The 26,196-nt window shown below is 62.4% G+C and carries 28 protein-coding genes; 15 read left to right on the top strand and 13 right to left on the bottom strand.

From position 1 onward, the window contains the following. The first annotated feature begins 9 nt into the window (after window positions 1-9). The 3 genes from EIC84_RS08390 to EIC84_RS08380 all read left to right on the top strand — a co-directional run bounded on the left by EIC84_RS08390 (window position 10) and on the right by EIC84_RS08380 (window position 2,175). Window positions 10-342 (top strand): antibiotic biosynthesis monooxygenase, encoded by a 333-nt coding sequence (locus EIC84_RS08390; RefSeq protein ID WP_003068222.1) that lies wholly within the window; start codon window positions 10-12, stop codon window positions 340-342. A 32-nt stretch (window positions 343-374) separates the two neighbouring features. Beyond that, entirely contained in the window at window positions 375-1,034 is a 660-nt protein-coding gene (gene ureG, locus EIC84_RS08385) for an urease accessory protein UreG (RefSeq protein WP_003068221.1), read from the top strand. A gap of 625 nt (window positions 1,035-1,659) precedes the next feature. Next, window positions 1,660-2,175, top strand: coding sequence for a GNAT family N-acetyltransferase (locus tag EIC84_RS08380; protein ID WP_003068219.1), 516 nt, complete (start codon window positions 1,660-1,662; stop codon window positions 2,173-2,175). A gap of 100 nt (window positions 2,176-2,275) precedes the next feature. Here the strand turns inward: EIC84_RS08380 and EIC84_RS08375 are convergent, their stop codons facing one another. Together EIC84_RS08375 and EIC84_RS08370 are read right to left on the bottom strand one after the other, a co-directional pair. Continuing rightward, the gene (locus EIC84_RS08375) at window positions 2,276-3,412 is read right to left on the bottom strand and encodes a 3-deoxy-7-phosphoheptulonate synthase (RefSeq protein WP_003068217.1); all 1,137 of its coding nucleotides are present in this window, start codon (window positions 3,410-3,412) and stop codon (window positions 2,276-2,278) included. A 122-nt stretch (window positions 3,413-3,534) separates the two neighbouring features. Next, entirely contained in the window at window positions 3,535-3,852 is a 318-nt protein-coding gene (locus tag EIC84_RS08370; RefSeq protein WP_003068215.1) for a multidrug efflux SMR transporter, read from the bottom strand. Between the two features lie 239 nt (window positions 3,853-4,091). Here EIC84_RS08370 and EIC84_RS08365 point away from each other — a divergent pair, with 239 nt between their 5' ends. Together EIC84_RS08365 and fos are read left to right on the top strand one after the other, a co-directional pair. Further along, window positions 4,092-4,895, top strand: a complete 804-nt coding sequence (locus tag EIC84_RS08365; RefSeq protein ID WP_003068214.1) for an SDR family NAD(P)-dependent oxidoreductase — start codon at window positions 4,092-4,094, stop codon at window positions 4,893-4,895. 52 nt (window positions 4,896-4,947) lie between these two features. Next, a complete protein-coding gene (gene fos / locus EIC84_RS08360) occupies window positions 4,948-5,358 on the top strand; it encodes a fosfomycin resistance glutathione transferase (RefSeq protein WP_034362886.1) in 411 nt (136 codons plus the stop codon). A gap of 111 nt (window positions 5,359-5,469) precedes the next feature. Here fos and EIC84_RS08355 read toward each other — a convergent pair whose 3' ends face one another. Next, a complete protein-coding gene (locus EIC84_RS08355) occupies window positions 5,470-5,961 on the bottom strand; it encodes a putative toxin-antitoxin system toxin component, PIN family (protein WP_003068209.1) in 492 nt (163 codons plus the stop codon). After that, window positions 5,958-7,256, bottom strand: coding sequence for a class I SAM-dependent RNA methyltransferase (locus tag EIC84_RS08350; protein ID WP_003068206.1), 1,299 nt, complete (start codon window positions 7,254-7,256; stop codon window positions 5,958-5,960). The genes EIC84_RS08355 and EIC84_RS08350 overlap by 4 nt, the downstream gene beginning before the upstream one ends. Before the next feature lie 179 nt (window positions 7,257-7,435). Between EIC84_RS08350 and EIC84_RS08345 the strand changes: the two genes are divergently transcribed. The 3 genes from EIC84_RS08345 to EIC84_RS08335 all read left to right on the top strand — a co-directional run bounded on the left by EIC84_RS08345 (window position 7,436) and on the right by EIC84_RS08335 (window position 10,123). Further along, window positions 7,436-7,774, top strand: a complete 339-nt coding sequence (locus EIC84_RS08345; protein ID WP_003068205.1) for a tRNA-binding protein — start codon at window positions 7,436-7,438, stop codon at window positions 7,772-7,774. A 57-nt stretch (window positions 7,775-7,831) separates the two neighbouring features. After that, window positions 7,832-9,064 carry a DUF711 family protein gene (locus tag EIC84_RS08340; protein ID WP_003068203.1) on the top strand — a complete coding sequence of 411 codons (1,233 nt, stop codon included), beginning with the start codon at window positions 7,832-7,834 and terminating at the stop codon, window positions 9,062-9,064. Window positions 9,065-9,199: 135 nt separating this feature from the next. Next, window positions 9,200-10,123, top strand: a complete 924-nt coding sequence (locus EIC84_RS08335) for an aspartyl/asparaginyl beta-hydroxylase domain-containing protein (protein WP_003068201.1) — start codon at window positions 9,200-9,202, stop codon at window positions 10,121-10,123. Between the two features lie 175 nt (window positions 10,124-10,298). Here the strand turns inward: EIC84_RS08335 and EIC84_RS08330 are convergent, their stop codons facing one another. The 8 genes from EIC84_RS08330 to EIC84_RS08295 all read right to left on the bottom strand — a co-directional run bounded on the left by EIC84_RS08330 (window position 10,299) and on the right by EIC84_RS08295 (window position 18,789). Beyond that, window positions 10,299-11,900 (bottom strand): RNA polymerase factor sigma-54, encoded by a 1,602-nt coding sequence (locus EIC84_RS08330; RefSeq protein WP_003068198.1) that lies wholly within the window; start codon window positions 11,898-11,900, stop codon window positions 10,299-10,301. A gap of 145 nt (window positions 11,901-12,045) precedes the next feature. Further along, window positions 12,046-12,828, bottom strand: coding sequence for an LPS export ABC transporter ATP-binding protein (gene lptB / locus EIC84_RS08325; protein ID WP_003068196.1), 783 nt, complete (start codon window positions 12,826-12,828; stop codon window positions 12,046-12,048). Further along, the gene (gene lptA / locus EIC84_RS08320; RefSeq protein WP_003068194.1) at window positions 12,825-13,481 is read right to left on the bottom strand and encodes a lipopolysaccharide transport periplasmic protein LptA; all 657 of its coding nucleotides are present in this window, start codon (window positions 13,479-13,481) and stop codon (window positions 12,825-12,827) included. Before lptA ends, lptB begins: the two co-directional genes overlap by 4 nt. A 130-nt stretch (window positions 13,482-13,611) precedes the next feature. Next, window positions 13,612-14,262, bottom strand: coding sequence for a thiol:disulfide interchange protein DsbA/DsbL (locus EIC84_RS08315; protein ID WP_003068192.1), 651 nt, complete (start codon window positions 14,260-14,262; stop codon window positions 13,612-13,614). Between the two features lie 170 nt (window positions 14,263-14,432). Next, a complete protein-coding gene (locus tag EIC84_RS08310) occupies window positions 14,433-15,134 on the bottom strand; it encodes an SPOR domain-containing protein (protein ID WP_003068190.1) in 702 nt (233 codons plus the stop codon). 101 nt (window positions 15,135-15,235) lie between these two features. Beyond that, window positions 15,236-16,945, bottom strand: a complete 1,710-nt coding sequence (gene argS, locus EIC84_RS08305; RefSeq protein WP_003068188.1) for an arginine--tRNA ligase — start codon at window positions 16,943-16,945, stop codon at window positions 15,236-15,238. A gap of 377 nt (window positions 16,946-17,322) precedes the next feature. Continuing rightward, on the bottom strand, window positions 17,323-17,769 hold the full coding sequence (locus tag EIC84_RS08300; protein WP_003068186.1) for a DUF2214 family protein: 447 nt from the start codon (window positions 17,767-17,769) through the stop codon (window positions 17,323-17,325). 84 nt (window positions 17,770-17,853) lie between these two features. Then, window positions 17,854-18,789, bottom strand: a complete 936-nt coding sequence (locus tag EIC84_RS08295; protein WP_003060536.1) for a LysR family transcriptional regulator — start codon at window positions 18,787-18,789, stop codon at window positions 17,854-17,856. Window positions 18,790-19,177: 388 nt separating this feature from the next. Here EIC84_RS08295 and EIC84_RS08290 point away from each other — a divergent pair, with 388 nt between their 5' ends. Together EIC84_RS08290 and EIC84_RS08285 are read left to right on the top strand one after the other, a co-directional pair. After that, a complete protein-coding gene (locus EIC84_RS08290) occupies window positions 19,178-20,371 on the top strand; it encodes a sensor histidine kinase KdpD (protein WP_003068184.1) in 1,194 nt (397 codons plus the stop codon). Window positions 20,372-20,383: 12 nt separating this feature from the next. Next, a complete protein-coding gene (locus EIC84_RS08285) occupies window positions 20,384-21,070 on the top strand; it encodes a response regulator transcription factor (RefSeq protein WP_003068182.1) in 687 nt (228 codons plus the stop codon). Window positions 21,071-21,134: 64 nt separating this feature from the next. Here EIC84_RS08285 and EIC84_RS08280 read toward each other — a convergent pair whose 3' ends face one another. Next, entirely contained in the window at window positions 21,135-21,494 is a 360-nt protein-coding gene (locus EIC84_RS08280) for a hypothetical protein (RefSeq protein ID WP_003068180.1), read from the bottom strand. A 492-nt stretch (window positions 21,495-21,986) separates the two neighbouring features. Here EIC84_RS08280 and EIC84_RS08275 point away from each other — a divergent pair, with 492 nt between their 5' ends. The 5 genes from EIC84_RS08275 (at window position 21,987) to EIC84_RS08255 (ending at window position 26,049) form a co-directional block, all read left to right on the top strand. Continuing rightward, window positions 21,987-24,179, top strand: a complete 2,193-nt coding sequence (locus EIC84_RS08275; RefSeq protein ID WP_003068177.1) for a malate synthase G — start codon at window positions 21,987-21,989, stop codon at window positions 24,177-24,179. A 191-nt stretch (window positions 24,180-24,370) separates the two neighbouring features. Continuing rightward, the gene (locus EIC84_RS08270) at window positions 24,371-24,589 is read left to right on the top strand and encodes a cysteine-rich CWC family protein (RefSeq protein ID WP_034362882.1); all 219 of its coding nucleotides are present in this window, start codon (window positions 24,371-24,373) and stop codon (window positions 24,587-24,589) included. 54 nt (window positions 24,590-24,643) lie between these two features. Next, window positions 24,644-24,832 (top strand): 4-oxalocrotonate tautomerase, encoded by a 189-nt coding sequence (locus EIC84_RS08265; protein WP_003068172.1) that lies wholly within the window; start codon window positions 24,644-24,646, stop codon window positions 24,830-24,832. A 103-nt stretch (window positions 24,833-24,935) separates the two neighbouring features. Next, window positions 24,936-25,124 (top strand): 4-oxalocrotonate tautomerase, encoded by a 189-nt coding sequence (locus EIC84_RS08260; RefSeq protein ID WP_003060524.1) that lies wholly within the window; start codon window positions 24,936-24,938, stop codon window positions 25,122-25,124. A 157-nt stretch (window positions 25,125-25,281) separates the two neighbouring features. Continuing rightward, entirely contained in the window at window positions 25,282-26,049 is a 768-nt protein-coding gene (locus tag EIC84_RS08255; RefSeq protein WP_003068169.1) for a class II glutamine amidotransferase, read from the top strand. Window positions 26,050-26,196: the final 147 nt, after the last annotated feature.

The following is a 26,196-nucleotide window of genomic DNA, read 5'->3' as shown; positions in this document are numbered from 1 at the left end:
CCATCTGCCATGTCTGCTCTGTTTGCCGCCACACCCCAGCCACCGTACTACGCCGCCATCTTCACCTCCCTGCGCACCCAGACGGACCAGGGCTATGGCGAGATGGCCGACCGCATGGTGGAGCTGGCCGGCCAGCAGGCAGGCTATCTGGGCGCTGAAAGCACCCGCGATGCCGAAGGCTTCGGCATCACCGTGTCTTACTGGGAAAGCGAGGAAGCCATCCGTCAATGGAAGCACAACGCCGAACACCAGATCGCCCAGGAAAAAGGTCACACCACCTGGTACCAGCATTTCGAGCTGCGCATTGCCAAGGTGGAGCGTGCCTACGGCAAGGCCCGCTGATCGCACCCCTCTCATTCACTAAAGAACTCACCATGTCGACCGCACTGCACCATATCCCCAACCGCACCAAGAAGCTGCCGCCGCTGCGCGTGGGCATAGGCGGGCCCGTGGGCTCGGGCAAGACCACGATTCTGGAGATGCTTTGCAAGGCCATGCGCGGCAAATGGGACCTGGTTGCCATCACCAACGACATCTACACCAAGGAGGATCAGCGCCTGCTGACCATCAGCGGCGCCCTGCCCGCCGAGCGCATCATGGGGGTGGAGACCGGTGGCTGCCCGCACACGGCGATTCGCGAGGATGCCTCCATCAACCTGGAAGCCATCGACCGCATGCTCAAGGACTTCCCCGATGCCGACATCGTCTTCATCGAATCGGGCGGCGACAACCTGGCTGCCACCTTCAGCCCCGAACTGTCCGATCTGACCATCTACGTGATCGACGTGGCAGCAGGCGAGAAGATTCCGCGCAAGGGCGGCCCCGGCATCACCAAGAGCGATCTCTTCGTCATCAACAAGACCGACCTGGCCCCCCATGTGGGCGCCAATCTGGACATCATGCGCAGCGACACCATCAAGCAGCGCACCACGCCCAAGGGTCTCAAGCCCTTTGTGATGACTAACCTCAAGACACTGGAAGGTCTGGACGAGGTGGTGGCCTTCATAGAGAAACAGGGCCTGCTGGCGGCCTGAGCACCTCTTTCAGGACGAAAAAAAGCCGCCTAGAGCGGCGGCTGTTTCTCTAACCAGTGCGTGATTACTGGTTGGCCAGATCCAGATGGAACTCGCGAGCTTCCTGGATGAATTCGATCAGGGAGTTGATAGCTTGGCGCATGATGAACTTTCTATGAAATCAAGAGATGCACTTCAAGCGATGGACAGCACGCATCTCATGTGCTGTCATTCGCGGGTTAAGCCTTAAGGGTTAACCCTTGCGACTAAGTATAAACCACGATCTTTGTTTTTGCAAAGCCCGTCCTGCGCAAAGGGCGTCAGGCTCGTCAGTGCACTGCCTTGAAGTGCTCGCTCACGCGGTTGCGAGGCCTGTGCAGATCAATATTTGCGAGATTCCTGCATCAAAATTGCCGCAGTACGCTGTACTTTTCACCAGTACGTCACCGAATTTGTCCGCCGACTGCTACGCTATGGCCTGTTGACAATATTTGTGGCGGGCTCACAACTCCCGCAGTCGGAAAGTGGAAATGGCGCGAGATTGTGGTTTGCAGCAGATGGACGGGTTTGCGTCCCATCGAGTGAATGCCGACATCCAGCCCGGCCGATATGCAGCGCCCGCCTTCCGCCGCAAGGGAGTGCGCGCATGAGCTCCACACTGGCCGGCCCCGGCACGACCGACTCCTGGCATATCACCACCATGAACCCCGCAGAAGCCCCCTGGCATCTGCTGCTGCTGGCCGACCCCTCACGCGAGCGCGTCAAGCGTTATCTGCCCGGATCCACCTGCTTCGGAGCGCGCCAGACGACCCAGTTCACGCCCAGCGGCCTCGGCGCCCTGATCGGCGTATGCGTGCTGGTCCCCGAGGGCGACGGCCTTCACCGATGGGAGCTGATGAACATGGCCGTGTCCACGGCCTGGCAGAGCAAGGGCATAGGTTCTGCCCTGCTGCAGCGCGCCATCCGTGAGATGCGCGAACGCGGTGTACAACAGCTGGAAGTGGGAACTGGCAGCTTTGGCGACCAGTTGCTGTTCTATCAACGCCTGGGGTTTCGCGTCACCGACATCGAGCGCGACTTCTTTTTGCAGAACTACACCACCCCGCTGTGGGAGCGCGGCGTGCAGCACAAGGACATGCTCAAGCTGACGCTGGAGCTTTGAAGATACGGGCATTCCGCCCGATGTCCAAAAGGACTCTACCCTTGAAAAGAACAGGAGGCGCTGCGGCGCCTCTTGTTCATCCAGCTTCGTGTGCCCGGCCTCAGGCCGCCTTGAGGCGACGTGCGCGCACGGCGGCTGCCAGTTGCTCCAGCACCGGCGTCGTCTGCTCCATGCTGATGCAGGCATCGGTGAGCGAGACACCGTATTGCAGCTCCTGCCCATCGACAATGTCCTGGCGGCCTTCGTGAATATGGCTTTCGATCATCACGCCGGTGATGCGTGTGTCGCCCCCGGCAATCTGCTCGGCCACATCCGCTGATACATCGATCTGGCGGCGATGTTGCTTGCTGCTGTTGGCATGCGAGAAGTCGATCATCACCTGCGGATGCAGGCCCGCTTTTTCCAGCACTTCGCACGCTGCCTGAACATGGGCCGCGTCGTAGTTGGGAGCCTTGCCGCCGCGCAAGATGATGTGGCAGTCCTGATTGCCGCGTGTCTCGAAGATCGCACTCTGGCCCATCTTGGTCATGCCCATGAATGCATGCGAAGACTGGGCAGCCAGAATGGCATCGCTGGCCACCTTCACGCCGCCATCGGTGCCGTTCTTGAAGCCCACGGGGCAGCTCAGACCGCTGGCCAGCTGGCGATGGCTCTGGCTCTCCGTGGTGCGCGCACCAATCGCGCCCCAGCTGACCAGGTCGCTGATGAACTGCGGCGACAGCAGATCCAGGAATTCCGTGCCCGCAGGCAGGCCCAGCGCCAGCACATCGAGCAGCAGGCGGCGCGCCAGCTCCAGCCCTTCATTGACGGCAAAGCTGCCGTCGCGGTACGGGTCGTTGATATAGCCCTTCCAGCCCACGGTGGTGCGCGGTTTCTCGAAGTAGACCCGCATCACGATCAGCAGATCGTCCTTGAGCGCATCGGCCTGGACCTTGAGCTGGCGCGCGTAATCCATGGCCTGATCGTGATCGTGAATGGAGCAGGGTCCGACCACCACCACCAGCCGGTCATCCTGGCCATGCAGCACGCGCGAGATGGCGGCACGGCTGGATTCGACCAGCTGCTGCGCCTCTTCGGTCACGGGTAGCCACTCTTCCAGCAGTGCCGGAGTCAGCAGCGGGCGCACGATCTTGATGCGTGTGTCGTCAATGCGGGTCTTGTCCAGCGTGGTCAGTTTGGGCTGGGCCTTGCGGGCCGAAGCTGCGCTGGGATGCAGGGGCGTCGTGGAGGATGTCATCCCGTTATTGTCGCGCCATGCGCTTCACCCCACGCGTTCGTCCCCCGCAGCCATTCACACCAGGAGATCGAGAGCGAGTTTCGCATGGAACTGCAGCACTGTCCTGGACGAAGCCCGGGCATTCACTCCGCTGACAGCTTCATCAGCACCAGACCGCTGACGATCAGGACGGCCGCTCCCACGCGCATGGCGCTGAGCTGCTCGCCCAGCACCGTGACGCCCACCAGGAATGCACCCACGGCGCCGATTCCGGTCCAGATCGTATACGCCGTGCCCAGGGGCAGCGTGCGCATGGCCACCGACAGCAGACCGAAGCTGGCGATCATGGCCACGATGGTGATGGCGCTGTATTTGAGGTTGGTGAAACCATGGGACTGCTTCATGGTGAAGGCCCAGACCACTTCCAGAACGCCGGCCACCAGCAGATAAACCCAAGCCATAGAAAACCTCTTTGAAGATCGAATGGCCAGGCCGTCCCGGCAGGAATTCAGGCCATGCATCGCATCGCCCGGCAAGGTCGTCCCTGCGGCATGAATCCTAATCCGCATGGGCAAATCCGGGCCAGCCATGGGTGGTTCGGCCGCCACATTCATGGGCCGATTTCTCGTCCGATTCGACGATGTCGCAGCGCCGGCGACACCGCACAGTGACTCGTCCATGGAACGAGGAGAGCTGAACAATGAACCGACTGCAAGACCGCGTAGCCCTGATCACGGGCGCAGGTGCCGGCATTGGCAAAGGCGTGGCACGCCGCTTTGCGGCGGAAGGCGCCAGCCTGTGGCTGGCCGATATCAATGCCGAAACCTGTGCCAGGGCCGCCGCAGAAATCCGCGCCGAATTTGGCGTTCAGGTGGGACACGCCGTGGCCGACGTGAGCGAGCATGTCGCGGTGCAGGGCATGGTCGATGCCGCCCTGGCGCAGTTCGGCCACATCGACATCCTCGTCAACAATGCCTGGGGTCGGCGTCCCGGCAGCCAGCCCGGCTTTGCCAGGGTCGAAACGCTCGGCGATCTCGATTCCGACTGGGCCTGGCGCATAGGTGCGCAATCGGCGCTCTGGGCCATGCAGGCAGTCTTCCCCGGCATGAAGGAGCGGCGCTGGGGCCGGGTCATCAATATGTGCTCGCTCAACGGCGTCAACGCCCACCCTTATTCGGTGGACTACAACATGGCCAAGGAAGCGCTGCGCACGCTCACCCGCTCTGCCGCGCGCGAATGGGCGGCCTTTGGCATCTGCTGCAACGCCCTGTGTCCCGGCGCGGCCACCGAAGCCTATCAAAGATTTGCGGCGAGCCAGCCCGAGAACGCAGCCGACATGCTGCGCCTGAATCCCATGGGCCATATGGGCGATCCCGAGCGGGACATTGGCGGCGCGGCCCTATTCCTGGCCAGCGAAGACTGCCGCTATGTCACGGGCAATACGCTGTTTGTCGATGGCGGCAGCCATATCAACGGCGTGCCCTGGCTGCCCAGAACGAAGTGATGCATGGCAATGGCACACTCCACGCCTTGTGTTGCCCATGCCCACCGCCACCATGCTTGCCGGATTGAATCACCTCACACTTGCCGTAACAGACCTGCAGCGCAGCGTTGACTTCTACGTGCAGGTGCCGGGATTTCGTCCACGCGCGCAGTGGGATATGGGCGCCTATCTGGAACTCGGCGATCTGTGGCTGTGCCTGTCGTCAGACGAACAGCGAAGCCAGGCCCGCAGCTCTGGCTACACCCACTACGCATTCACGATTGCCCAACGGGACTTCGCGCACTTTGTGGAGCATGCCAGATCATGCGGTGTCCAGGAATGGAAGAGCAACCACAGCGAAGGCGATTCCTTCTACTTTCTGGACCCGGACGGCCACCAGCTCGAAGCCCATGTCGGTTCGCTGGAAAGCCGCCTGGCGCAATGCCGCTTGCGGCCTTATGCGGGCATGCGGTTTTTCGACTGAATCGGCGGCCAGGCAACGAAGGCAAGAAAAGGCACAAGAGCCTGTCTGATATAGCAGCGCTCCAAGGAGCGCTGCCAGTCAATACCGGGGTGCACGCCTTGCTTCGCCACACTAGGCGGCCAGCCGCTCCTCTTCCATCACCACCACATTGCCCACCGTCGCGCCATAGTGCGTTGCCACGCGCTTGCGCTGCTTGAGCACGGCCCTGTCCTTGCTAACCAGCAAGGCCTTGTGCTGGCTGGCCAGATCGAGGAAATGCTGGTCGTCGGGATCGGTGCAGGTGAAGCGAATCTTGGGTGCGGCGGACACATATTCGACGGCTGCATCAAAAGCGGCCATCACGCCTTCGGGCGTCTTGCCGTAGTAGCTGACGCGCGGCGCAATCTGGCTGTAGTGCAGCACGCGCCCCAGCTCGATGCGCTGGGCTTCATCGGCAATCCAGCGCACTTCGCCACGGGCGACCAGCTCGCGGATGGCGGGAATATCCGGGTCGTCAAAGATCAGCATGTCCAGCACCACATTGGTGTCCAGAATCATGGGACGCGGCAAAGGGCCGTCGTAGCCGGCGTTGCAGGCCGGCCAGCGCAGGGGAGCAATCTTCATTGAGGCCGGCCTTCCGGCTTGCCGCTCTGAGCAGCATCGTCCGCGGGCTTGCGTGGCTTGACCGCGCCCTTGACCATGTCGAAGCGGAACAGACGGCACTCGATAGGGCCGTTCCACATGGGCGTGCGGCGCGACTCCTTGAGGCGCATCTTGCTGGGCAGCTTGAGGTCGGGCGTCAGCATCCAGGCGCTCCAGCCGCTGTAGTTCTTCTTCCAGTGGCTGGCCAGCTGGTTGAAGAATTCGCCGCCATCCTCGGTCTGCGCGGTTTCACGGCCTGCGCGCTCGACCTGGCCCATGCGCTCGGCCGCATTGCGGCCTGCGCTGCCGGCGGCCGCGATACGCTCGCCGTAGGGCGGGTTCAGCAGCATCATGCCGGGCTGCTCGCTGGGCGGCATGCGCTGCAAGGCATCGCCGCCGCGCAGGCTGACGGTATCGGACACACCCGCACGTTCGGCATTGCGCTGGGCAAAGTCCACCATGCGGAAAGCGATGTCCGAGCCATAAATGCCCACCGGCGATTCGGGCAGGATCTGGCTCTCTGCCTCATCCAGCATGGCTTCCCAGACATGACGCTGAAAGGGCACGAGCTTCTCGAACGCAAAGCGACGCAGAATGCCGGCCGGAATCCTGCGCGCGATCTGCGCGGCCTCGATCACCAGGGTACCGCTGCCGCAGCAGGGGTCGTACAGCGGCTGGGGATTGTCGCCATGCGGGTTCCAGCCCGAGGCAGCAATCATGGCCGCGGCCAGGGTTTCCTTGAGCGGGGCATCGCCCTTGTCCTCGCGCCAGCCGCGCTTGAACAGCGCCTCGCCCGAGGTGTCGATATAGATGGTCGCGCCGTCGGTCGTCAGGTGCAGGTGCACGCGCACATCGGGGTGGTGGGTCTCCACGCTGGGACGCACGCCGTTGCGCTTGGCGCGAAAACGGTCGGCGATCGCGTCCTTGACCTTGAGCGCCGCAAAGTTCAGGCTGGTCAGCGGGCTGTGCTGGGCCGTGACCTCGATCTTGAAGGTTTCCTTGGGCGTGAACCAGATCTCCCAGGCCACCTCGCTGGCGGCACGGTACAGATCGTTCTCGCTGCGGTACATGGTGTGCGACAGCTCGATCAGCACGCGCTGGGCCAGACGGCTGTGCAGATTGAGCAGCATGGCATCGCGCCACATGCCGCGCAGCATGACGCCGCCCCGGCCCACGAGCAGATCCTGCCCGCTGGCGCCGGTGATGGCGTGGACCTCGTCGGCCAGAAAGCCCTCGACGCCGGCGGCGCAGGGCAGAAACAAATGCAGTTGGTTCATAGAAATCAGTGCGCGCCAGCAACGGCGCAGGCGCCGGACGCTCACGGGAGCCTGTTGTGCGCTTTACAGGGCATAAGCATACGCGCTAGGCCTTTTCCGGTGCCCGCGCACGACAAGCGTTGCTCTACAGATGCTCGCAGGACCCAAGGCATGATGCCAGGCCAAGGAGCAATGACGACATGGAAGAAATCAGCTGGAACGACTTTATGAAGGTGGAGCTGCGCGTGGGCCGCGTGCTGCAGGCCGAGGTCTTTGCCGAGGCCCGCAAACCCGCCTACAAGCTGCTGGTGGACCTGGGTCCCGAGCTGGGCCAGCGCAAGTCCAGCGCGCAGATCACCGAGCATTACCAACCCGAGGAGCTGATAGGACGGCTGGTGGTGGCCGTGATCAACTTTCCGAAGAAGCAGATTGGGCCCTTGATGAGCGAATGTCTTGTGACCGGTTTTCACGACGCCACGGGAGCCGTGGCCCTGTGCGTGCCCGACAAGGAGGTGCCGCTGGGCACGCGCCTGCTGTGATCGGCATATTCAGAGGCAAAATGGCCGCCAGCCATTCTCCTGCCTATGGATACTGCTATGAATATCAGCTTCAACCCGCTGGTGCGCGTGCGCACCGTCACCGCCTTTGTCAACCTGAGCGCCGATGAGGCACAGTGGCAGGCCGGCCTGACCCAGGCCAAGCAGCAATGCGATGCCGTGGCCGATGCCATCGAGGCCCGGGGCTATCAGGTGCAGTCCATCCGCATTGTGAGCAACCCGTTCGGCGAATACCTAGACGTCCACGGCATAGACAGCGCCCTCGCCGGCCTGCAGCGCATTGCCGAAACGCTCAAGGCCATCAACACCGGCAAACGCCGCATCCGCTTTGCCGTGGGCGAAGCGCGCAATGCGCAGGAAGTGGCGCTGCTGCCGCAGCTGATTGCCGCCTATGGCGACCTGTGCAATGCCTGCGTGAACATCGATCTGGATGAACATGGCTTTCTGCAGACCGACTTGCTGGCCCACAGCGTGCAGGCGATTCAGCAAATCGCGCGCACCACGCCGCGCGGCGAAGGCAATTTCAACTTCACAGTCAATTTCAACTGCGCGCCCGGCATTCCCTATTTCCCGGCCAGCTACCACCGCGGCAAGCACCACGGCGCCCTGGTGCTGGGCCTGGAAACGCCAGACCTCATGGTGGCTGAACTGCAGGAGCTGCAGCAGCAGCGCCAGCAGCTCGATCACGCGGCGTGGTTCAAGCTCGCATTCGATCGCCTGAGCCAGACCCTGAACGAGCATGCCACTGCCATCCAGCGCTGCGCCGACGGCGTGACGCTGGCCGAGGGCTGGCATATCGCTGGCATGGACACCTCGGCCGCGCCATCCAAGTCCTGCGCCTCCATGGTCGATGTCTACCAACTGCTGGGCGTGCCCTATTTCGGCGCCAGCGGCACGGTGGAAGCCTCGGCCCTGCTGACCCGCGTCTTCAAATCGGTCAACGGCGTGACACAGATCGGCTTCAGCGGCCTGATGCTGGCCGTGACCGAGGACCAAGGCCTGGCCCAGGCCAGTCTGAATGATGAATTCGATATCCGCGCCCTGCTGACCTACAGCAGCGTCTGCGGCATCGGCCTCGATACCGTGCCCGTGCCGGGCGACAGCAGCGCCGAGCAGATCGCCGCCGTCATGCGCGATACGGGCACCATGGCGTTTCGCCTCAACAAGCCGCTGACGGTGCGCCTGTTCCCCGTACCGGGCCTCAAAGCGGGCGACAGAACAGCCTTCGAGAGCGCCGACCTTTGCAACTGCGCCGTGCTGGCCCTGCCTTGAGTATCTGATCCCGACCGGCTGCTGCGCCTGGCCGTCAAGCGCCGGCAGCTATTGCTTTTGATATTCCCCTACCCCGGTTCTGTTTGACCTGCCCCCATGGTGGCCGCCGGGGTGCCCCCGGTAAAATTGGCCCTTATGGCAAAAATAATCGTTCTGGCACTGGTGCTGCTTTTCTTTGGCTGCGGGCTGTACATGCATCTGCGCGGCAAGGTGCGCCACAAGGTGGTCAAGCAATTGTTTGACCACTCCACGTTCACGGCGCCGTTCAACGTCTTCATGCTGATGTTCAGCAAGGTGCCGCGCACGCCCTATCTGCCCACCAGCACCTTCCCCGAGCTGGCGCCGCTGCAGGCCAACTGGCGCGAGATCCGCGAGGAAGCCGTCAATCTGCAAAAGAACATGCAGATCAAGGCCGCCGCCAACAACGACGACGCAGGCTTCAACTCCTTCTTCAAGACCGGCTGGAAGCGCTTCTACCTCAAGTGGTACGGCGACGCCCACCCTTCGGCCATGGAGCTGTGCCCCAAGACCACGGCCCTGGTGAAATCGATTCCCAGCGTCAAGGCCGCCATGTTTGCCGAGCTGCCGCCCGGCGCCAAGCTCAATCTGCACCGCGACCCCTATGCGGGCTCGCTGCGCTATCACCTGGCCGTGCTGGCGCCCAACGACGACCGCTGCATGATCGAGGTCGACGGCCAGCCCTATAGCTGGCGCGAAGGCGAAGGCGTGATCTTCGACGAGACCTTTATGCACTGGGCCGAGAACCGCTCGGAAGGCAACCGCATCGTGCTGTTCTGCGATGTGGAGCGCCCCATGACCAATGGCTTTGCCCAGTGGCTCAATCACTGGCTGGGCAAGAACGTGGTGGCCGCCGCCAGCTCGCCGAACAACGAGGGCGATCCGCGCGGCATGATCAGCAAGCTGTTCAAGATCTCGTTCTATGCGGGCAAGTACCGCCGTGCCTTCCGCGACTGGAATCCGACCTTCTACAAGATCCTCAAGTTCGGCCTGATGATCGGCGTGCTGGTCTGGTTTATCTGGTGGCTGGTACCGAATTAACCCCCTGAGGCGCTTTGCGCCTTCCCCCTTTCTCTTCGGAAGGGGGACGACATCTTCGCTGCAGGGCGGCCTTTGCTTGCTGTCCCTCACTTGGATCTTGCTTCATCAAGACATATGGCTCTAAACAAAAAGCCGCTGTGCGATGCATCAGCGGCTTTCTTGTTTCTACGGCGCCCTACAGCGCCTTGCGCAGCGTGGTCGTCGGTATCTTGAGCTGCTCGCGGTATTTGGCGACGGTGCGGCGCGCGCACTCGATGCCCTGCTCCTTGAGCATGTCGGCCAGCTTGGCGTCCGACAGCGGCTTCTTGGCATCTTCGGCATCGACAAACTGCTTGATCAGCGCACGCACGGCCGTGCTGGAGGCACTGCCGCCGGTTTCCGTACCCAGGCCCGAGCCGAAGAAATACTTGAGCTCGAACGTGCCCTGGGGCGTGGCCATGTACTTGGCGGTGGTCACGCGGCTGATGGTGGATTCATGCAGGCCCAGGGTGTCGGCGATATCGCGCAGCACCAGCGGGCGCATGGCCAGCTCGCCATGCACAAAGAAGTTCTTCTGCCGCTCCACGATGGCTTCGGAAACACGCAAGATGGTGTCGAAGCGCTGCTGGATGTTCTTGATGAACCAGCGCGCCTCCTGCAACTGCTGCTGCAGCGCCGCATGGCCGTCGCTGTTCTTGTGGCGGCGCAGCACGCTGGCATAGATGTCGTGCACGCGCAGACGCGGCATGACCTCGGGGTTGAGCTGCACGGAGAAGTCCACCCGGCCCGAGCCGGCCCGCAGCGGGCGCACGATGACATCGGGCACCACGATATGGCGCTCCACATCGACAAAGCGCCGACCCGGACGCGGCTCCAGCCTGGCGATCAGGGCCATGGCTTCGCGCAGCTGTTCCTCGCGCGCGCCGCACAGGCTGGTGAGCTTGCGCAGATCGCGCCGCGCCAGCAGGTCCATGGGCTGGGCACAGATGGCCTGCGCCAGCAGCAGCCGGCTCATATGCGCCTCGGTCGTGCCCTCGTCCTCGGCCGTGCGGATCAGATCGCGCAGCTGCAGCTGCAGGCACTCGGCCAGATCGCGCGCGCCCACGCCCACGGGCTCCAGACTTTGCAGCAGCTTCAGCGCAATGGCAAAGTGCTGCTCCAGCTCCTCGCGCTCTTCCAGATCGTCGCCGGCCAGGCTCTGCGCCAGCTCCTGCAGGGAATCCTCGAGATAGCCGTCGTCGCTGAGCGACTCGATGAGAAAGCGCAGCGCCGCCATGTCCGCCGCGCCCAGATGCAGGCTCAGCGCCTGACGGTGCAGAAAGTCGGTCAGGCTCTGGTGCTCGCGCGCCAGATCGATGGCATCGGTTTCGTCGTCGCCATCGCGGTTGCGCGTGGAGCTGCTGGCCGAGGGCGTATCCCACTCGCTGCTGGATTCGCCGCCCCATTCCCCGTCCTGGCCGTCCATGCCGTCGGCCTCCCAGTTCAGCGTTTCCGGAGTCTCGGCGCTTGGCGTTTCCGCTATTGTTTCAGCAGCTGTTTGCGTTTGCTTCGCATCATTTTCAGCATGAATACCATCTGAAGTGCTGTATTCACTGGCGCTAGCAGCTACATCTACAGGAGCATCTCCCACAGTTTCGGCCTCATCGCCCGCACGTTCCAGAAAAGGGTTGTCGACCAGCATCTGCTCGACTTCCTGCGCCAGCTCCAGAGTGGAGAGCTGCAGCAGCTGAATGGATTGCTGCAGCTGCGGCGTAAGCGATAAATGCTGCGAAACGCGTAGCGAGAGACCTGGCTTCATCGAGGCGCGGCCCCCAGACAATCATTGCAAACGCGCGCAGTGCTAAGGGTTTGCCGCCGGGCCGCCCCAAGGCAAACCCCGGCGCAGCCGGTCAGAACCCCTTCTGGGGGCAGCGACCACACAAAGTGAGGGAGCGTGGGGGTCATCACATTCTGAAATGTTCGCCCAGATAGACGCGGCGCACATCGGCGTTCTCCACGATCTCCTCGGGCGTGCCTTCGGCCAGCACATGGCCGTCGCTGATGATGAAGGCGTGGTCGCAGATGCCCAGCGTCTCGCGCACGTTATGGTCGGTAATCAGCACACCGATGCCGCGCTCCTTGAGGAAGCCGATGATGCGCTGGATCTCGATCACCGCAATCGGATCGATACCGGCAAACGGCTCGTCAAGCAGGATGAAACGCGGCTGCGTGGCCAGGGCACGGGCAATTTCCACGCGACGGCGCTCACCGCCGGACAGCGCCAGCGCCGGCGACTGGCGCAGATGCTCTACGCGCAGCTCCTGCAGCAGGCCGGTAAGGCGCTTTTCGATCTCGCCCTGCGTCAGCGTCTTGCCCTGCTCGTCCTTTTGCAGCTCCAGCACGGCGCGCACATTGTCTTCCACGCTGAGCTTGCGAAAGATGGAGGCTTCCTGGGGCAGATAGGACAGGCCCAGGCGCGAACGCTGGTGAATCGGCATGCCGCCCACTGGCTGGCCGTCGATGAAGATCTCGCCGCCGTCGCTGCGCACCAGGCCCACGATCATGTAGAACGATGTGGTCTTGCCCGCACCGTTGGGGCCGAGCAAACCGACCACCTCGCCTTTTTGCACGGACAGGGACACATCCTTGACCACCTTGCGGCTGCCGTAGGACTTGGCCAGATGCTTGGCCTCCAGGCGGCTGTCGGACTCGCCGCTGCGGCTGCTGGAGAAAGTCGGCTCGCTCATTTCTTCTCGTCGGCTTTCTCACCGCCCAGCGTCATGCTCTGGCGCAGCTGCGTGGCAGGTGTTGCAGGCTTGGGCTGTGCTCCCGGCGTGCCGTCCTTGGGCGCCATGATGGCGCGCACACGGCCCCCCTGCCCCACGGAGGAACTCGGCAGGCCGCCGCTGGTCTTCTGACCATCGACGGTATAGACGTCGGTGATGTTGTTGTAGACGATGATGGAGCCCGTGACCTGATCGCTGAGCTGACCGCCACGGTAGCGGCGCATCTCGCCACGACGGATGAACTTGACGATATCGGCCTTGCCGTCGTACTCGATGACTTCGCCTTCGCCCTCGATGAACTCCTCGGGCTGACCGGCCACGGTATCGCGCTTCTGACGGAAGAACGCTCGCTTGCCGGCCTCGGCCTTGATCACACCGTACTGATAGCCCTCGGCGTCCTGCCGCACATCGAGCTGAGCACCGCGCAGCACGATGGAGCCCTTGGTCATCACCACATTGCCAGTAAAGACACTGGTCTGCTGCAGCTCGTCATGACGCAACGCATCCGCCTCGATATTCATGGGCTTGGCGCTGTCGGCTTTTTCGGCATGGACAATGCCGGTCGCTGCTGCCAGGGCGCAGGCCAGCGCAAGAGGTAGGAGTGTTTTTTTCATGGAAGGCACGTTTCTTGCATCCATTGTAGTCATTCCCTTTTTGCAACTTGCGTAAAAAACACCCACAAAAAAGCCCGCACGGCGGCGGGCTTGTTGGGCGTCAAACGTCACTGACGTCTGCCGGCTGATCTCAGGCCTTGCGACTGGAGGCGACCAGCGCATTGACCACGCGCAGCACATTGTCCATATTGCCGGCCTTGGTGCCGTCCGTGTAGTAGCGGCCGGCCACACCCATGGCGGGCACGCCTTCCACGTCATATTCGTTTTGCAGCTGAGCGGCCTTGCGCGCCTGGTTGGCCACGGTGAAGGAGTTGTAGACTTCCTTGAACTTGGCCAGATCCACGCCCTGCTTTCCGACCCAGTCAAAGATGGCGTCGTCGGTCTTGAGCAGATTGCGATCCACGTGGATGGTGCGGAACACCTTGGCGTGCAGCTGGGGCAGCAGGTTCATGCCCTCCAGAGCGTAGTACAGCTTTTGCTGAGGCACGAAAGATGCATTGAAGGCCACGGGCACGCGGCGCACCACCACATCGGCAGGCTGGCTCTTGGCCCATGCTTCGAACTGGGGCTCGAAGGCATTGCAATGCGGGCAGCTGTACCAGAAGAACTCGACCACCTCGACCTTGCCGGCCGGCGCGCTCACGCTGGCGGGCTTGCCGAGCTTGATGTAGTCCTTGCCTTCCTTGGGCGCAGCGCCCTGGGCCCAGCTGGAGGAGGCACCCAGACTCAGGGCACCGGCAGCAGCTGCCGAGGCAGCCAGAGAGAATTCGCGACGTTTCATCTAAACAAACTCCTGTATCAGGTCTGCAGTATCAGAGCCAACAGGCCCAAAAAAGTTCAGCTTTGTCAAAACTACCAATGGCACAAGCCAGAGGCCTCAAGCAAGGGCTGCCTCGCACCTAAGGTGCCCCCCCGTTCCGAGGGGAAGGCGCTCCGCGTCTCAGGGCCTTGTTATCTGGCCGCGCGCACCAGAGTCGAGTCCACGCCCGCACCGTCGAGCTTGCCCTTGAGCTGCTCGGCGTCGTCACGCTTGCTGAACGGCCCCACGCGCACGCGGAAAACGGTGATGCCGTTCTGCTCACGCTCGCTGATGCGCGACTCCCAGCCCAGCATGGCCAGCTTGGCACGCTGCGCTTCCGCTTCGTTCTGGCCGCGGAAAGCACCGGCCTGCACAAAGTAGTTGAACGCAGAGTCCGAAGAGGATGCCGTCTGCGCGGCCGCCTTTTCCTTGTCTGCACGCGCCTTGTCTGCCTTGTCGGCTGCGGCGGAGCGCTCCTTGACCAGATCACCCAGCGGATCACCCGATGCAGGCTTGGCAGGCTTCTCCGGCGTAGAGGGCGGCGGCGTGGTGACTCCGCCGGTTGCAGTAGGTTGTACCGCAGGTGTGGGCGGCGACACCGTCACGTCGCTCGGGGGAACTGGTGGTGTCACCGGGGGCGGTGCCGGCTGGCGGCTCTGCAGCGGTGCGTTGGGGTCCCAGTTCTTGTTGCGCTCGGCCTCGGCCGCATCGCGCTGAGTGTTGTTTCCACCCTTGTTGAGGAAGGGCACCGGCACCTTGGTCACATAGATGGCCACGGCCAGGGCCGCAGCCAGACCGATGACCATGCCAAAGATAAGCCCCAGGATGGTTCCACCGCGTTGCTGGTTCTTCATATCAGTCGCTTAACGCTTTCTGCTTCAGTTATTCCATTCTCAGATCCATCGACCCCTGACAGGCAAGGCCGGCAAGGTGATCGATGGACAGGAAACTGGGATTACATGCGCTCGGGTGCGCTCACACCCAGCACCGCCAGACCATTGTGCAACACCTGGGCCGTGGCAGCGACCAGGGCCAGACGTGCGAGCTTGACCTTTTCGTCGTCCACCAGAATGCGCTCTGCGTCGTAGTAGCTGTGATAGCTGGAGGCCAGATCGCGCAGATAGAAGGTCACGTCGTGCGGTGCGTTGCCTTCGGCCGCAGCGGTCAGCATCTCGGGGTACTTGGCCAGCAGCAGCATCAGCGCCTGGGCCTGCGGGCCTTCCAGAGCGGACAGGTCCACATCCTTGAGTGCCGCCAGGCCTGCACCACCGGCCTCCTGCCAGGCACGCAGCACGGACTGGATGCGCGCATGGGCGTACTGCACGTAGTACACGGGGTTGTCGTTGTTCTGGGCCACGGCCAGATCCACGTCGAAGGTGTACTCGGTGTCGGGCTTGCGCGAGAGCAGGAAGAAGCGCACGGCGTCCTTGCTGGTCCACTCGATCAGATCGCGCAGCGTGACGTAGGAGCCGGCGCGCTTGCTGATCTTGACCTCTTCGCCGTTGCGCACCACGCGCACCATGGTGTGCAGCACGTAGTCGGGGTAGCCCTCGGGGATGCCTACATCGGCAGCCTGCAGGCCGGCACGCACGCGGGCAATGGTGCCGTGGTGGTCCGTACCCTGAATGTTCACCACCTTGGTGAAGCCGCGCTTGAACTTCTGGATGTGATAGGCCACATCGGGCACAAAGTAGGTGTAGCCGCCGTCAGTCTTGCGCATCACGCGGTCTTTGTCGTCGCCGTAGTCGGTGGACCTGAGCCACAGCGCGCCGTCCTGCTCATAAGTCTTGCCGTTGGCGATCAGGCGGTTGACCGTCGCTTCGACATGACCGTTTTCATAGAGACTGGACTCGAGGTAGTACTCGTCGAACTTGAGGTTGAAGGCCTGCAGGTCCTTGTCCTGCTCGTTGCGCAGATAGGCCACGGCGAACTGGCGGATGTTGTCGTAATCCTCGACATCGCCGTTGGCGGTGAACTCGCGGTCATCGGCCTTGATGGTTTCCTTGGCCAGGAAAGCCTTGGCGATGTCGGCAATGTAGTCGCCGTTGTAGAAATTCTTGGCCAGCGGGTTTTCGCTGTCGGTGGGCCAGCATTCGTCACCAGGCTTGAAGCCTTTGGCGCGCAGCTGGGTGCTCTTGGTCAGGGTGTCGATCTGCACGCCCGCGTCGTTGTAATAGAACTCGCGGTGAACCTTCCAGCCCTGGGTGGAATAGAGGTTGCTGATGGCGTCGCCAATCGCAGCCTGGCGGCCATGGCCCACATGCAGAGGGCCGGTGGGGTTGGCGGAGACGAACTCGACGAGGATGTTTTCACCGCGATCGGCCTGGTAGCCGAACTTCTGGGCTTGCGCCAGCACTTCGCGCACCACCTCCTGCTTGGCAGCAGGCTTGAGGCGGATATTGAGAAAGCCCGGACCCGCGATCTCGATCGCATCCACCCACTGCTGGAAGGCGGCTGTAGCCTCCAGCGCGGTCTTGAGCTGCTCGCCCAGGGCGCGCGGGTTGGCCTTCAGAGGCTTGGCCAGCTGCATGGCCGCCGTGCAGGCGAAATCGCCATGGGCTGCCACTTTGGGGTTTTCAAACGCAGCGCGTGCGCCGGCGCCGGGCGAGAGTGTTTCGAGCTCAGCAGCCAGGGCTGCGAGCAATTCCTGTTTGACGGAGAGCATCGCGGGATTTTACGTGCCGGATTCAAGTCCTGCCGAATCGCTGGCGCCACACCCTTGTTCCAGGGCCGGTTCACAGGCTGCAGGGCGGTATCCGCATGTTTCGCCGGCCACACCCAGTCATTGCGCAAATGGAAGTCATTCTCGCTTGAACCCCGAATGCAGACCATGCCCACGTTCAGCGGCGAGCTCAGCTGCGGCTGGAACCTGTTTGCCGGCCACACCTTCAACTGCAACACCTGCGAGCGCGACATCAACCACCAGGATCTGGCATCAATACCTACACGCCCAAGCACATATTGCGCCTCTGGACCACCTACCGCAGACATGAAAAAGGCCGCTTTGCAGCGGCCTTTGCCTTTCGAATTGCCTAGCGCAGCCTACATGCCGCGCGCCCAGAAGATGGCAACCACGGCGATCACCGGCACCACATGGCCCTGCCACATCACCCATTTGCGCGTCTGCCTGACCTCCTCGGGCGCCGGCAGCTGACCGCTCGCATCCAACGCCTTCTTCCAGCGGCGGAAGGTCAGCGTGGGCTTGAGCGAGAGCAAAAAGGCGATGACGAACAGCGTCATCTTGAGGTGGAACAGCGGCGAGGCCATATAGGCCCCCATGCCCTTGACGCCCCAGACCAGGCGCGCAATACCGGTCAACAGCAGGATGACGGCGGCAATGCCGTAGATCATGTCCAGCCTGGCCAGGCGCTGCACCACGGCGGCATTCATCCATTCCACACGGCACAGGGCGGCCTGGCTGGTCAGAAACACCACCAGGGTCAGAATCGCCAGCAGATGGGCGCTGGCAAGAACAGCTTCAAAGGTCATGGCTTCACAGTAGAAAAAAGGACGGGTTCAGCGGCCCCGATCAGGCCACGGCGACCGGTCCATTGTCTACCGTTTCAGGCCCGCTCAGAGATCCACGCCGAGACGAAAGAAGTCCGGCTGGTTGTAGTGATGCTTGAGGTAGTCGATCCACATGCGCACGCGCAGCGGCATGTGCTTGCGCTGGGGGAAGACCACGAAGATGCCGTTGGGAGGCGCGGCAAACTCTTCCAGCACGGGCACGAGGCGGCCGGCGGCGATCTCGGCCTCCACCTCCCAGGTGCTGCGCCAGGCAATGCCCCAGCCCCCCAGGCACCAGTCGTGCAGCACCTGACCATCGGAGCAGTCCAGCGGGCCGCCCGGCTTGAAGTGCACGACCTCGCTGGTGCCGCTTTCGGGATGCGGGATGCGGAAGGCCCAGCCCCGCGTCTGCGAGGCGTCGGACGACAGCGTCAGGCAGTCATGCTGGGTCAGCTCGCTAGGATGCTTGGGCGTGCCACGGCGCTCCAGATAGCCGGGCGTGGCCACGCACAGGCGGCGGTTGTCGGCAATGCGCACGCTGACCAGGGCCGAGTCCGGCAGATCCCCCACGCGCACCGCGCAATCGAAGCCCTCGCCCGCCAGATCGACCACGCGGTCGCTGAGGTTCAGCGAGATGGTGACATCGGGATGCAGGTCGCGAAAACGCGGCACCAGCGGCGCCACATGGCGGCGCCCGAAACCGGCAGGCGCCGTGATGCGCAGATGGCCCGTGGCCTTGACACCGCCGGCCGACACGCTGGCCTCGGCATTGCACACATCGGAGAGCAGGCGCTGGCAATCCTCAAGGAAGGCGCTGCCTTCATGGGTCAGCGAGATGCGACGCGTGGTGCGCACCATGAGCTTGACGCCCAGATGCTCTTCCAGAGCGTCCAGACGGCGCCCCATGATGGCGGGCGCCACACCTTCGGCCTTGGCGGCAGCCGTCAAGCTGCCCCTGGTCGCTACCGATACAAAAGACTCAAATGCCTTGAGTTTGTCCATGACCGCTGCTCCTGTCTGGTCCGTGTTGTCTCCTGCTGCGGTAGCGTGCACTATTAATACAAGAGCACATATCGCACAAGCAGTCTTGATTTCTCAAATGTTTTTATCGAAAGTTCTTTAAACAAGAGCGCTGACTGCTATCACTATAAAAGTCATCAATCAGCGCTGCATGCCTGTCCCGCATGCGACTTCATTGCGATATATCTTACTTAGAAGTCACAAGTTGACAGTGAATCTTTGATGTTTATATATGTTTATATCAAAATTTACCGTTTTCCCTGAGGCAGGAATATCGCTTATTCGCCGGCGCCATGAGCTCTTGGGCAGAGCCAGACGTTAAACCTATGATTTGCAAAACACATTTACAAATCCGCTACCGCCCGCCGTCATGAGCTTTTCACCCGTTTCTGCCGCCCATCTGGCCGATCTGCTGGGCCGCTCCGGCCAGGGCTGTGCGCTCTGGAATGCCGAAGGGCTGCTGCTCATGGCCACTCCCGCCTGGTGCCAATGGCTGGATATGCCCGAGGACGCAAGCCCCATCGGCCAGCCGCTGCAGGGTCTGCTGCCTGCAGAGATCTGGCAAGTCCACGGCCCGCGCTTTACCGCCGCCGCCCAGGGCTTGCACCAGGAATATGACGACATACGGCCCGGTGATTCCGGTTCGCAGCAGCACCGCCGCATACAGCTCACGCCCGGCTCAGCCGATGCCCAGGGCCGGCACGAGGTGCTGATGCAGCTCAGCGACATAGGACGCGAATATGCGTGTGGCGAAGTCATTGCACGCCAGCGCGAGCAGCTGCAGGCCTTGCACGAGCAACTGCGCAGCAGCCGCCAGGACGCGGGCGAGCTCGATAGGCTGCGTACCCTGCTGGACTGGCGCACGGCCATGCTGAGCGAACACAACGAGATGCTGCAGCTGCTCTCCCATGAAATCCGCCAGCCGCTGAACAATGCCTCGGCTGCCATGCAGGCCACGCTCAAGGCCATCGAAGACCTGCATCTGGCCGATGCCGCGCCCGCCGCCAGGGCCTTGCTGCGCGCCGAGCATGTGCTGCAGCAGGTGATAGGCACACTGGACAACACCCTGACCGCCGGCACGATTTTGGCCGCGGGCGGCAAGGCCGGAGCCTCCAGCGAAACCGATCTGCCGACCTTGATCAAGCTGGTGCTGCACGATATTGCGGCCGACCTGCGCCCGCGCATCGATGTGCAATGGCTGACCACGGCACGCACCGTACAGCTGCATCCGGCGCTGATGCGACTGACGCTTCGCAATCTGCTCAACAACGCCCTGGCCTATGCGCCTGCAGATACCCGGGTGCAGCTGCGCATCTCCGAGTCCGACGAGCCGCTGGCGCTGATTCTGGAAGTCGTGGACCAGGGCCCCGGCATTTCCGAGGAGCTGCTCCCGCGTCTGTTCGAAAAAGGCTCGCGCGGCAACCACAGCCGCCCCGGGGCCGGCCTGGGCCTGTTCATCGTGCATTCGGTCTTGCAGTTGCACCAAGGTACAGTACAAGCTCTGCCGCACAGCCCGCATGGCACGATCATGCGCCTGGTCATTCCCCAAGGTCTTGCCGAATGAGGTCCGCCGCCCATGCTGCCTGCCACTCTTGCCCTGGTCGACGACGACACCGAGTACTGCGAATTTCTGGCCCAGCATCTGCGCGGCCAGGGCGTGGAGGTCACGGCATACAGCGACAGCAGCGACCTGCTGACCGACGACGCACCCTATCGCTTTGATTTCTATGTACTGGACCTGATGCTGCCCGGGGTGGCTGGCACCGAGCTGCTGCGCATCATCCGCAAGCGCAGCCAGGCCGGCGTGCTGATCGTCTCGGGGCGCCTGGGGCCCGAAGTATTTGCCGAGGTCATCAACGCCGGTGCAGATATGTATCTGACCAAGCCCGTGACCTTCGAGCAGGTGGAACTGGCCGTGCGCGCCGTGCACCGGCGCATCATGACCACGGCCCGAACGGCCACGGCCTGGAAGCTGGACAGTCGCCGCAGTCTGCTGACCGCCCCCGATGGCCAGAGCGTGGAGTTGGGCGCCACCGACCTGATGCTGATGGAGTGCTTTTTGCAGGCCCAGGGCGAAACCGTCAGCCGCGACCATATCCGCAGCCTGCTGGCCCATACCAGCGCAGCCGAGTCCGACAACAACCTGCACGCCACCATCTACCGCCTGCGCCGCCGCATCGAAAAGGCGACGCCCGTGGCCGTGCCGCTGCAGTCCCAGCAGAAAGTGGGCTACCAGTTCCGCGCCCCCTTGATCGCGGCCTGATCAATCCGGCGCGAAAAACAAGAACGGGCCTCCGGGCCCGTTGCGTGTATTCAGTCCGGCTGAATCACATGACGAACTTGGACTCCACATCCGAAACCTTGCGCCTGGCCAGGGCCAGGTTGGCACGGCCGTTGTCCAGCACGTAGTAGATGAAGATGCCGTTGATCTTCTCGGCAGGGCGCAGGATGTGATATTGCTTGCCCAGGGTGATCAGAATGTCTTCGATGCTGTCGTTCAGACCCAGGGACTTCATGGTCTTCATCTTGGCGCGCACCACTTCGGTATTGCCGGCGGCAGCCAGCTCCAGGTCCACGCCGGAACCTATGCTGCCCAGCAGCATGCCGCTGTTGTAATCCACCACTGCCGCGCACATGGCGCCATCCAGGGTCATCAGATCTTGCAGGCTTTCGTTCAGATTCGCCATCAGGAGCTCCTTGGTAAAGATTGGCTGGCCGATATCGGAAGATGCTCAATTTGTTTCAAGATTAACAAATCATTTCTGAGCGCGGATATCGACTTATGACAGACAAAGCCTTGTCATTTGGCAGCATGCACTTACTTCAAAGCAAAGATAAGACGCGTAAAAACACCGTCCAATCTGCCGCCAGCTCAGGCCTGGCAAGCAATTGAAGCTATTGCTTCGGGAGAGAGCTCGCGCAGCCTCCTCCAGTCTCTGCCATCTATTGCTGAGCCCGTCACTGCCGCAGCCGCCGCGCATACCGGTCAGAACTGACGAACTCTGGCGCCCTGGGTACGTAAAACGCATAAATCCCAGCGACTCCATATAAAAACATCATGAGTTCCGAACTATTTAGGCTATTTATGTACTCAAAGAATTCAAATACAGTCTCTACACATGCTGCCCGTGATGGGCAACGACTCCCGAATCCCGAGACATCACAACCAGAGGTTTCCAATGACTGATCGCACCCAAGTCCACGGCCTGCAAGTCGCCACCGAGCTGTACAACTTTGTGAACACGCAAGTGCTGCCTGGCACGGGCGTGGACCAGGACACCTACTGGAAGGGCTTCGACGCCATCGTGGCCGATCTGGCGCCCAAGAACGCAGCCCTGCTGGCCGAGCGCGATCACCTGCAGACGCAGCTCGATACCTGGCACAAGGCCAACCCCGGCCCCATCGCCGACATGGCGGCCTACCGCCAGTTTCTGACCAGCATCGGCTATCTGGTGGAGTCTCCCAAGGACGCCAAGGCCACGACCGAAAACGTCGACGCCGAACTGGCCATCCAGGCCGGCCCCCAGCTGGTGGTGCCCATTCTGAACGCCCGCTACGCGCTGAACGCCGCCAACGCCCGCTGGGGCTCGCTGTACGACGCGCTGTATGGCACGGACGCCATCAGCGAAGAAGGCGGCGCCGAGAAGGGCAAGGGCTACAACCCTGTGCGCGGCGCCAAGGTCATCGCATTCGCACGCAACTTCCTCGATCAGGCCGTGCCCCTGGCTTCCGGCTCGCACCAGGACTCCACCGGCTACGCTGTCGAAGGCGGCAAGCTGGTCGTGTCCCTGAAGGACGGCAGCAAGACCGGCCTGAAGGACGAAGCCAAGTTCATCGGCTACCAGGGCGATGCTGCGGCTCCCAAGTCGGTGCTGCTCAAGAACAACGGCATCCACATCGACATCATCATCAACAAGTCCACCCCCATCGGCAGCACCGATGCTGCCGGCATGGCCGATGTGGTGGTCGAGGCCGCCCTGTCCACCATTCTGGATCTGGAAGACTCCGTGGCCGCCGTGGATGCCGAAGACAAGGTCAATGGCTATGCCAACTGGCTGGGCATTCTCAAGGGCACTCTAACCGAGTCCTTTGAAAAAGGCGGCAAGATCGTGACCCGTGGTCTGAACCCCGACCGCGAATACACCGGCGCCGACGGCAAGAGCGTGAAGCTGCACGGCCGCTCGCTGATGTTCGTGCGCAACGTGGGCCATCTGATGACCAACCCCGCCGTGCTGTGGGGCCCCGAGCAGAAGGAAATCCCCGAAGGCATCATGGACGCGCTGGTGACCACCGCCATCGCCATCCATGACCTCAAGGGCAACGGAGCCAACGGTATCAGGAACAGCCGCACCGGCAGCGTCTACATCGTCAAGCCCAAGATGCACGGCCCCGCCGAAGCCGCTTTTGCCAACGAGCTGTTCGGCCGCGTGGAAAAGGTTCTGGGCCTGCCCGAGAACACCGTCAAGCTCGGCATCATGGACGAAGAGCGTCGCACTTCGACCAATCTGAAGGCCGCGATTGCAGCCGCCCCGGCACGCGTCGCCTTCATCAACACCGGCTTCCTGGACCGCACCGGCGATGAAATGCACACCGCCATGTATGCCGGCCCCATGGTCCGCAAGGCCGACATGAAGACCTGCGCCTGGCTGCCCGCCTATGAAAAGAACAACGTGCTGGTCGGCCTGAACATGGGCCTGCGCGGCCGCGCCCAGATCGGCAAGGGCATGTGGGCCATGCCCGACCTGATGAAGGCCATGCTGGAGCAGAAGATTGCCCAGCCCAAGGCTGGTGCTAACACCGCCTGGGTGCCCTCGCCCACCGGGGCCACGCTGCACGCCCTGCACTATCACCAGATCAATGTGGCCGACGTGCAAAAGGGTCTGGAAAGCCCCAACGCCGACGCCGAATGCGACGAGCTGCTGAACGCCATCCTGCAAGTGCCCGTGTCCACCAACCCCAACTGGAGCGATGCTGAAAAGCAGCAGGAAGTGGACAACAACGTCCAAGGCATCCTCGGCTATGTGGTGCGCTGGATCGACCAGGGCGTGGGCTGCTCCAAGGTGCCCGACATCCACAACGTGGGCCTGATGGAAGACCGCGCCACGCTGCGCATCTCCAGCCAGCACATCGCCAACTGGCTGCAGCACGGCATCGTCACCGAAGCCATGGTGCGCGACAGCTATGCCCGCATGGCCAAGATCGTGGACGAGCAGAATGCCGGCGACGCCGCCTACAAGAGCCTGGTGGCCAACCCCGATGGCGCGGCTTATCAAGCTGCTCTGGATCTGGTGTTCAAGGGCAAGGAACAGCCTTCCGGCTACACCGAACCCCTGCTGCACGCCTGGCGCCTGAAGGTCAAGGCCGGCGCCTGATTGCCGGGCAAGGCCGCTCCTGAACAAGGAGTGGCTCCCGCTTGATACCAATGGACTTGAAAGACATTTCTACCCAAATCCATTGATTCAATTGCGCAATCCGCTATCAAAATGCACTCCATGTCAGTACATCGAGTGCATTTTTCTTGGCCACGGCCCTAGTGGTGCGGTATGGCTTCTACACTGCTGCCATGCCCACCGATCCCCTCATAGACGCCAGCCGCTGCCCTCTGTGCGGCCAGCCCAACCAGTGCGCCATCAGCGCCGGCCTGCCGCCGAACAGCTGCTGGTGCATGCAGGCCCCGGTTTCCTGGGACGCACTGGAGCGGCTGCCCGCAGACGCACGTGGCAAGGCCTGCATCTGCCCCGCCTGTGCACGGCCGGTCGCCGACGATTCCACCCCTGCCTGATCCTGCGCTCACCGCCTTGCAGCTCGGGCATTCAACATCAGCAAGGAGACCTTGATGCCCACCTATCGCATTGAACTGTTTGAAGGCCGCAGCGTTGAACAAAAGCGCAAGCTGGCCGAAGAAATCACCCGCGTGACCACCCAGGTGCTGGGCAGCGCCCCCGAGTCCGTGGACATCATCATCACCGACGTGCCGCGCCACAACTGGGCCACCGGCGGCAAGCTCTGGTCGGAGCAAAGCTGACCGGCCTGAATGCGCGGTCGGAACCGTCCCGGGACGGATCTTGGCCAGCCCGGCCTTATGATGGGCCTCTTTTCCCAACCCAAGCCAGCAAGGAAACCTGCACATGCCCACCTACCATGTCGAAATGATGGAAGGCCGTACCGTCGAACAAAAGCGCAAGCTGGTCGAAGAAATCACCCGCGTCAGCGTTGAAGTGCTGGGCGGCTCGCCCGAATCGGTGGACATCATCATCACCGACATCAAGCGTCACGACTGGGCCACCGGCGGCAAACTCTGGCTGGACCGCGAATAGGCCATCGCCGCCCTCTTGCGCAAAGCAGCTTAGGCTGCTTTTTTCATGCCGGCTGGGCAGCGGTTGACGATCTCTGCCATACAGCACCATCATTGACGAGATCATCCATAGATTCTTGGGCTATAAAGCTTTTTTGCTTGAAAGATATGACGAAGCCATGTGCCAGCTGCTTGGAATGAACTGCAACACGCCTACCGATGTGCGCTTTAGCTTCTCAGGCTTCACGCAGCGCGCAGGCAACACCGGCGACCACACAGACGGCTGGGGCATCGCCTTCTTCGAAGACAAGGGCCTGCGCCACTTCGTCGATCACGAACGCGCCATCGACTCCCAGATTGCCAAGCTCATCCGCGAATACCCGATCAAGAGCACCAACGTCATCGCCCATATCCGCAAGGCCACCCAAGGCGTGGTCAGCCTGCAGAACTGCCATCCCTTTGTGCGCGAGCTCTGGGGACGCAACTGGGTCTTCGCGCACAACGGCGATCTCAAGAACTTCGCCCCCAAGCTGCACGCCCACTTCCAGCCCATTGGCAACACAGACAGCGAGCAGGCCTTCTGCTGGATCATGCAGGAGCTGTGGAAGTCCCATGCGGGCGTGCCCAGCATCGAAGAGCTGACCCACACCCTGCGCGAGCTGGCCGCCAAGATCGCACCGCACGGCACGTTCAACTTCCTGCTCTCCAACGGCGAAGCGCTCTGGGCCCATGCCACGACCCACCTCTGCTATGTCGAGCGCCGCCATCCCTTCACCCAGGCGCAGCTGTCCGACGAAGACCTCAGCGTGGATTTCTCCCGCGAAACCACCCCCCAGGACAAGGTAGCCATCATCGTCACCGCCCCTCTGACACAGAACGAGCAGTGGACCCCCTTCCAGAACGGCGAGCTGCGCGTGTTTGTGCATGGTCAGGCGGCGCCTTATTGAAGTGCGCCAGGCCGGCATTGAGAAATAAAAAGAGAGCGCCAGGCGCTCTCTTTTTATGGGTTTCCGGTATTTTTGCAGCAGTAATGCAGCGACAGCCTGCGGTAGCCGCTCCTCGTTTTGAAGCGCCCAATAAAAAACCCCGTAATC

This window comes from Comamonas sp. A23 (genome assembly GCF_004522605.1).
In the GTDB taxonomy this organism is placed as follows: Bacteria; Pseudomonadota; Gammaproteobacteria; order Burkholderiales; family Burkholderiaceae_C; genus Comamonas; species Comamonas thiooxydans.
This window is presented reverse-complemented; position numbering and strand designations above follow the sequence as displayed.

Excerpts from the sequence above, each read along its gene's own strand:
- EIC84_RS08260 (WP_003060524.1), top strand. The coding sequence starts at position 24,936 with ATGCCCACCTACCATGTCGAAATGATGGAAGGCCGTACCGTCGAACAA.
- EIC84_RS08315 (WP_003068192.1), bottom strand. The coding sequence starts at position 14,262 with ATGAAACGTCGCGAATTCTCTCTGGCTGCCTCGGCAGCTGCTGCCGGT.
- EIC84_RS08265 (WP_003068172.1), top strand. The coding sequence starts at position 24,644 with ATGCCCACCTATCGCATTGAACTGTTTGAAGGCCGCAGCGTTGAACAA.
- EIC84_RS08310 (WP_003068190.1), bottom strand. The coding sequence starts at position 15,134 with ATGAAGAACCAGCAACGCGGTGGAACCATCCTGGGGCTTATCTTTGGC.
- EIC84_RS08365 (WP_003068214.1), top strand. The coding sequence starts at position 4,092 with ATGAACCGACTGCAAGACCGCGTAGCCCTGATCACGGGCGCAGGTGCC.
- fos (WP_034362886.1), top strand. The coding sequence starts at position 4,948 with ATGCTTGCCGGATTGAATCACCTCACACTTGCCGTAACAGACCTGCAG.
- EIC84_RS08380 (WP_003068219.1), top strand. The coding sequence starts at position 1,660 with ATGAGCTCCACACTGGCCGGCCCCGGCACGACCGACTCCTGGCATATC.
- EIC84_RS08375 (WP_003068217.1), bottom strand. The coding sequence starts at position 3,412 with ATGACATCCTCCACGACGCCCCTGCATCCCAGCGCAGCTTCGGCCCGC.
- EIC84_RS08390 (WP_003068222.1), top strand. The coding sequence starts at position 10 with ATGTCTGCTCTGTTTGCCGCCACACCCCAGCCACCGTACTACGCCGCC.
- EIC84_RS08300 (WP_003068186.1), bottom strand. The coding sequence starts at position 17,769 with ATGACCTTTGAAGCTGTTCTTGCCAGCGCCCATCTGCTGGCGATTCTG.
- EIC84_RS08285 (WP_003068182.1), top strand. The coding sequence starts at position 20,384 with ATGCTGCCTGCCACTCTTGCCCTGGTCGACGACGACACCGAGTACTGC.
- EIC84_RS08340 (WP_003068203.1), top strand. The coding sequence starts at position 7,832 with ATGAATATCAGCTTCAACCCGCTGGTGCGCGTGCGCACCGTCACCGCC.
- EIC84_RS08290 (WP_003068184.1), top strand. The coding sequence starts at position 19,178 with ATGAGCTTTTCACCCGTTTCTGCCGCCCATCTGGCCGATCTGCTGGGC.
- argS (WP_003068188.1), bottom strand. The coding sequence starts at position 16,945 with ATGCTCTCCGTCAAACAGGAATTGCTCGCAGCCCTGGCTGCTGAGCTC.
- ureG (WP_003068221.1), top strand. The coding sequence starts at position 375 with ATGTCGACCGCACTGCACCATATCCCCAACCGCACCAAGAAGCTGCCG.
- EIC84_RS08370 (WP_003068215.1), bottom strand. The coding sequence starts at position 3,852 with ATGGCTTGGGTTTATCTGCTGGTGGCCGGCGTTCTGGAAGTGGTCTGG.
- EIC84_RS08295 (WP_003060536.1), bottom strand. The coding sequence starts at position 18,789 with ATGGACAAACTCAAGGCATTTGAGTCTTTTGTATCGGTAGCGACCAGG.
- EIC84_RS08330 (WP_003068198.1), bottom strand. The coding sequence starts at position 11,900 with ATGAAGCCAGGTCTCTCGCTACGCGTTTCGCAGCATTTATCGCTTACG.
- EIC84_RS08350 (WP_003068206.1), bottom strand. The coding sequence starts at position 7,256 with ATGAACCAACTGCATTTGTTTCTGCCCTGCGCCGCCGGCGTCGAGGGC.
- EIC84_RS08275 (WP_003068177.1), top strand. The coding sequence starts at position 21,987 with ATGACTGATCGCACCCAAGTCCACGGCCTGCAAGTCGCCACCGAGCTG.
- EIC84_RS08270 (WP_034362882.1), top strand. The coding sequence starts at position 24,371 with ATGCCCACCGATCCCCTCATAGACGCCAGCCGCTGCCCTCTGTGCGGC.
- EIC84_RS08255 (WP_003068169.1), top strand. The coding sequence starts at position 25,282 with ATGTGCCAGCTGCTTGGAATGAACTGCAACACGCCTACCGATGTGCGC.
- lptB (WP_003068196.1), bottom strand. The coding sequence starts at position 12,828 with ATGAGCGAGCCGACTTTCTCCAGCAGCCGCAGCGGCGAGTCCGACAGC.
- lptA (WP_003068194.1), bottom strand. The coding sequence starts at position 13,481 with ATGAAAAAAACACTCCTACCTCTTGCGCTGGCCTGCGCCCTGGCAGCA.
- EIC84_RS08345 (WP_003068205.1), top strand. The coding sequence starts at position 7,436 with ATGGAAGAAATCAGCTGGAACGACTTTATGAAGGTGGAGCTGCGCGTG.
- EIC84_RS08355 (WP_003068209.1), bottom strand. The coding sequence starts at position 5,961 with ATGAAGATTGCTCCCCTGCGCTGGCCGGCCTGCAACGCCGGCTACGAC.
- EIC84_RS08280 (WP_003068180.1), bottom strand. The coding sequence starts at position 21,494 with ATGGCGAATCTGAACGAAAGCCTGCAAGATCTGATGACCCTGGATGGC.
- EIC84_RS08335 (WP_003068201.1), top strand. The coding sequence starts at position 9,200 with ATGGCAAAAATAATCGTTCTGGCACTGGTGCTGCTTTTCTTTGGCTGC.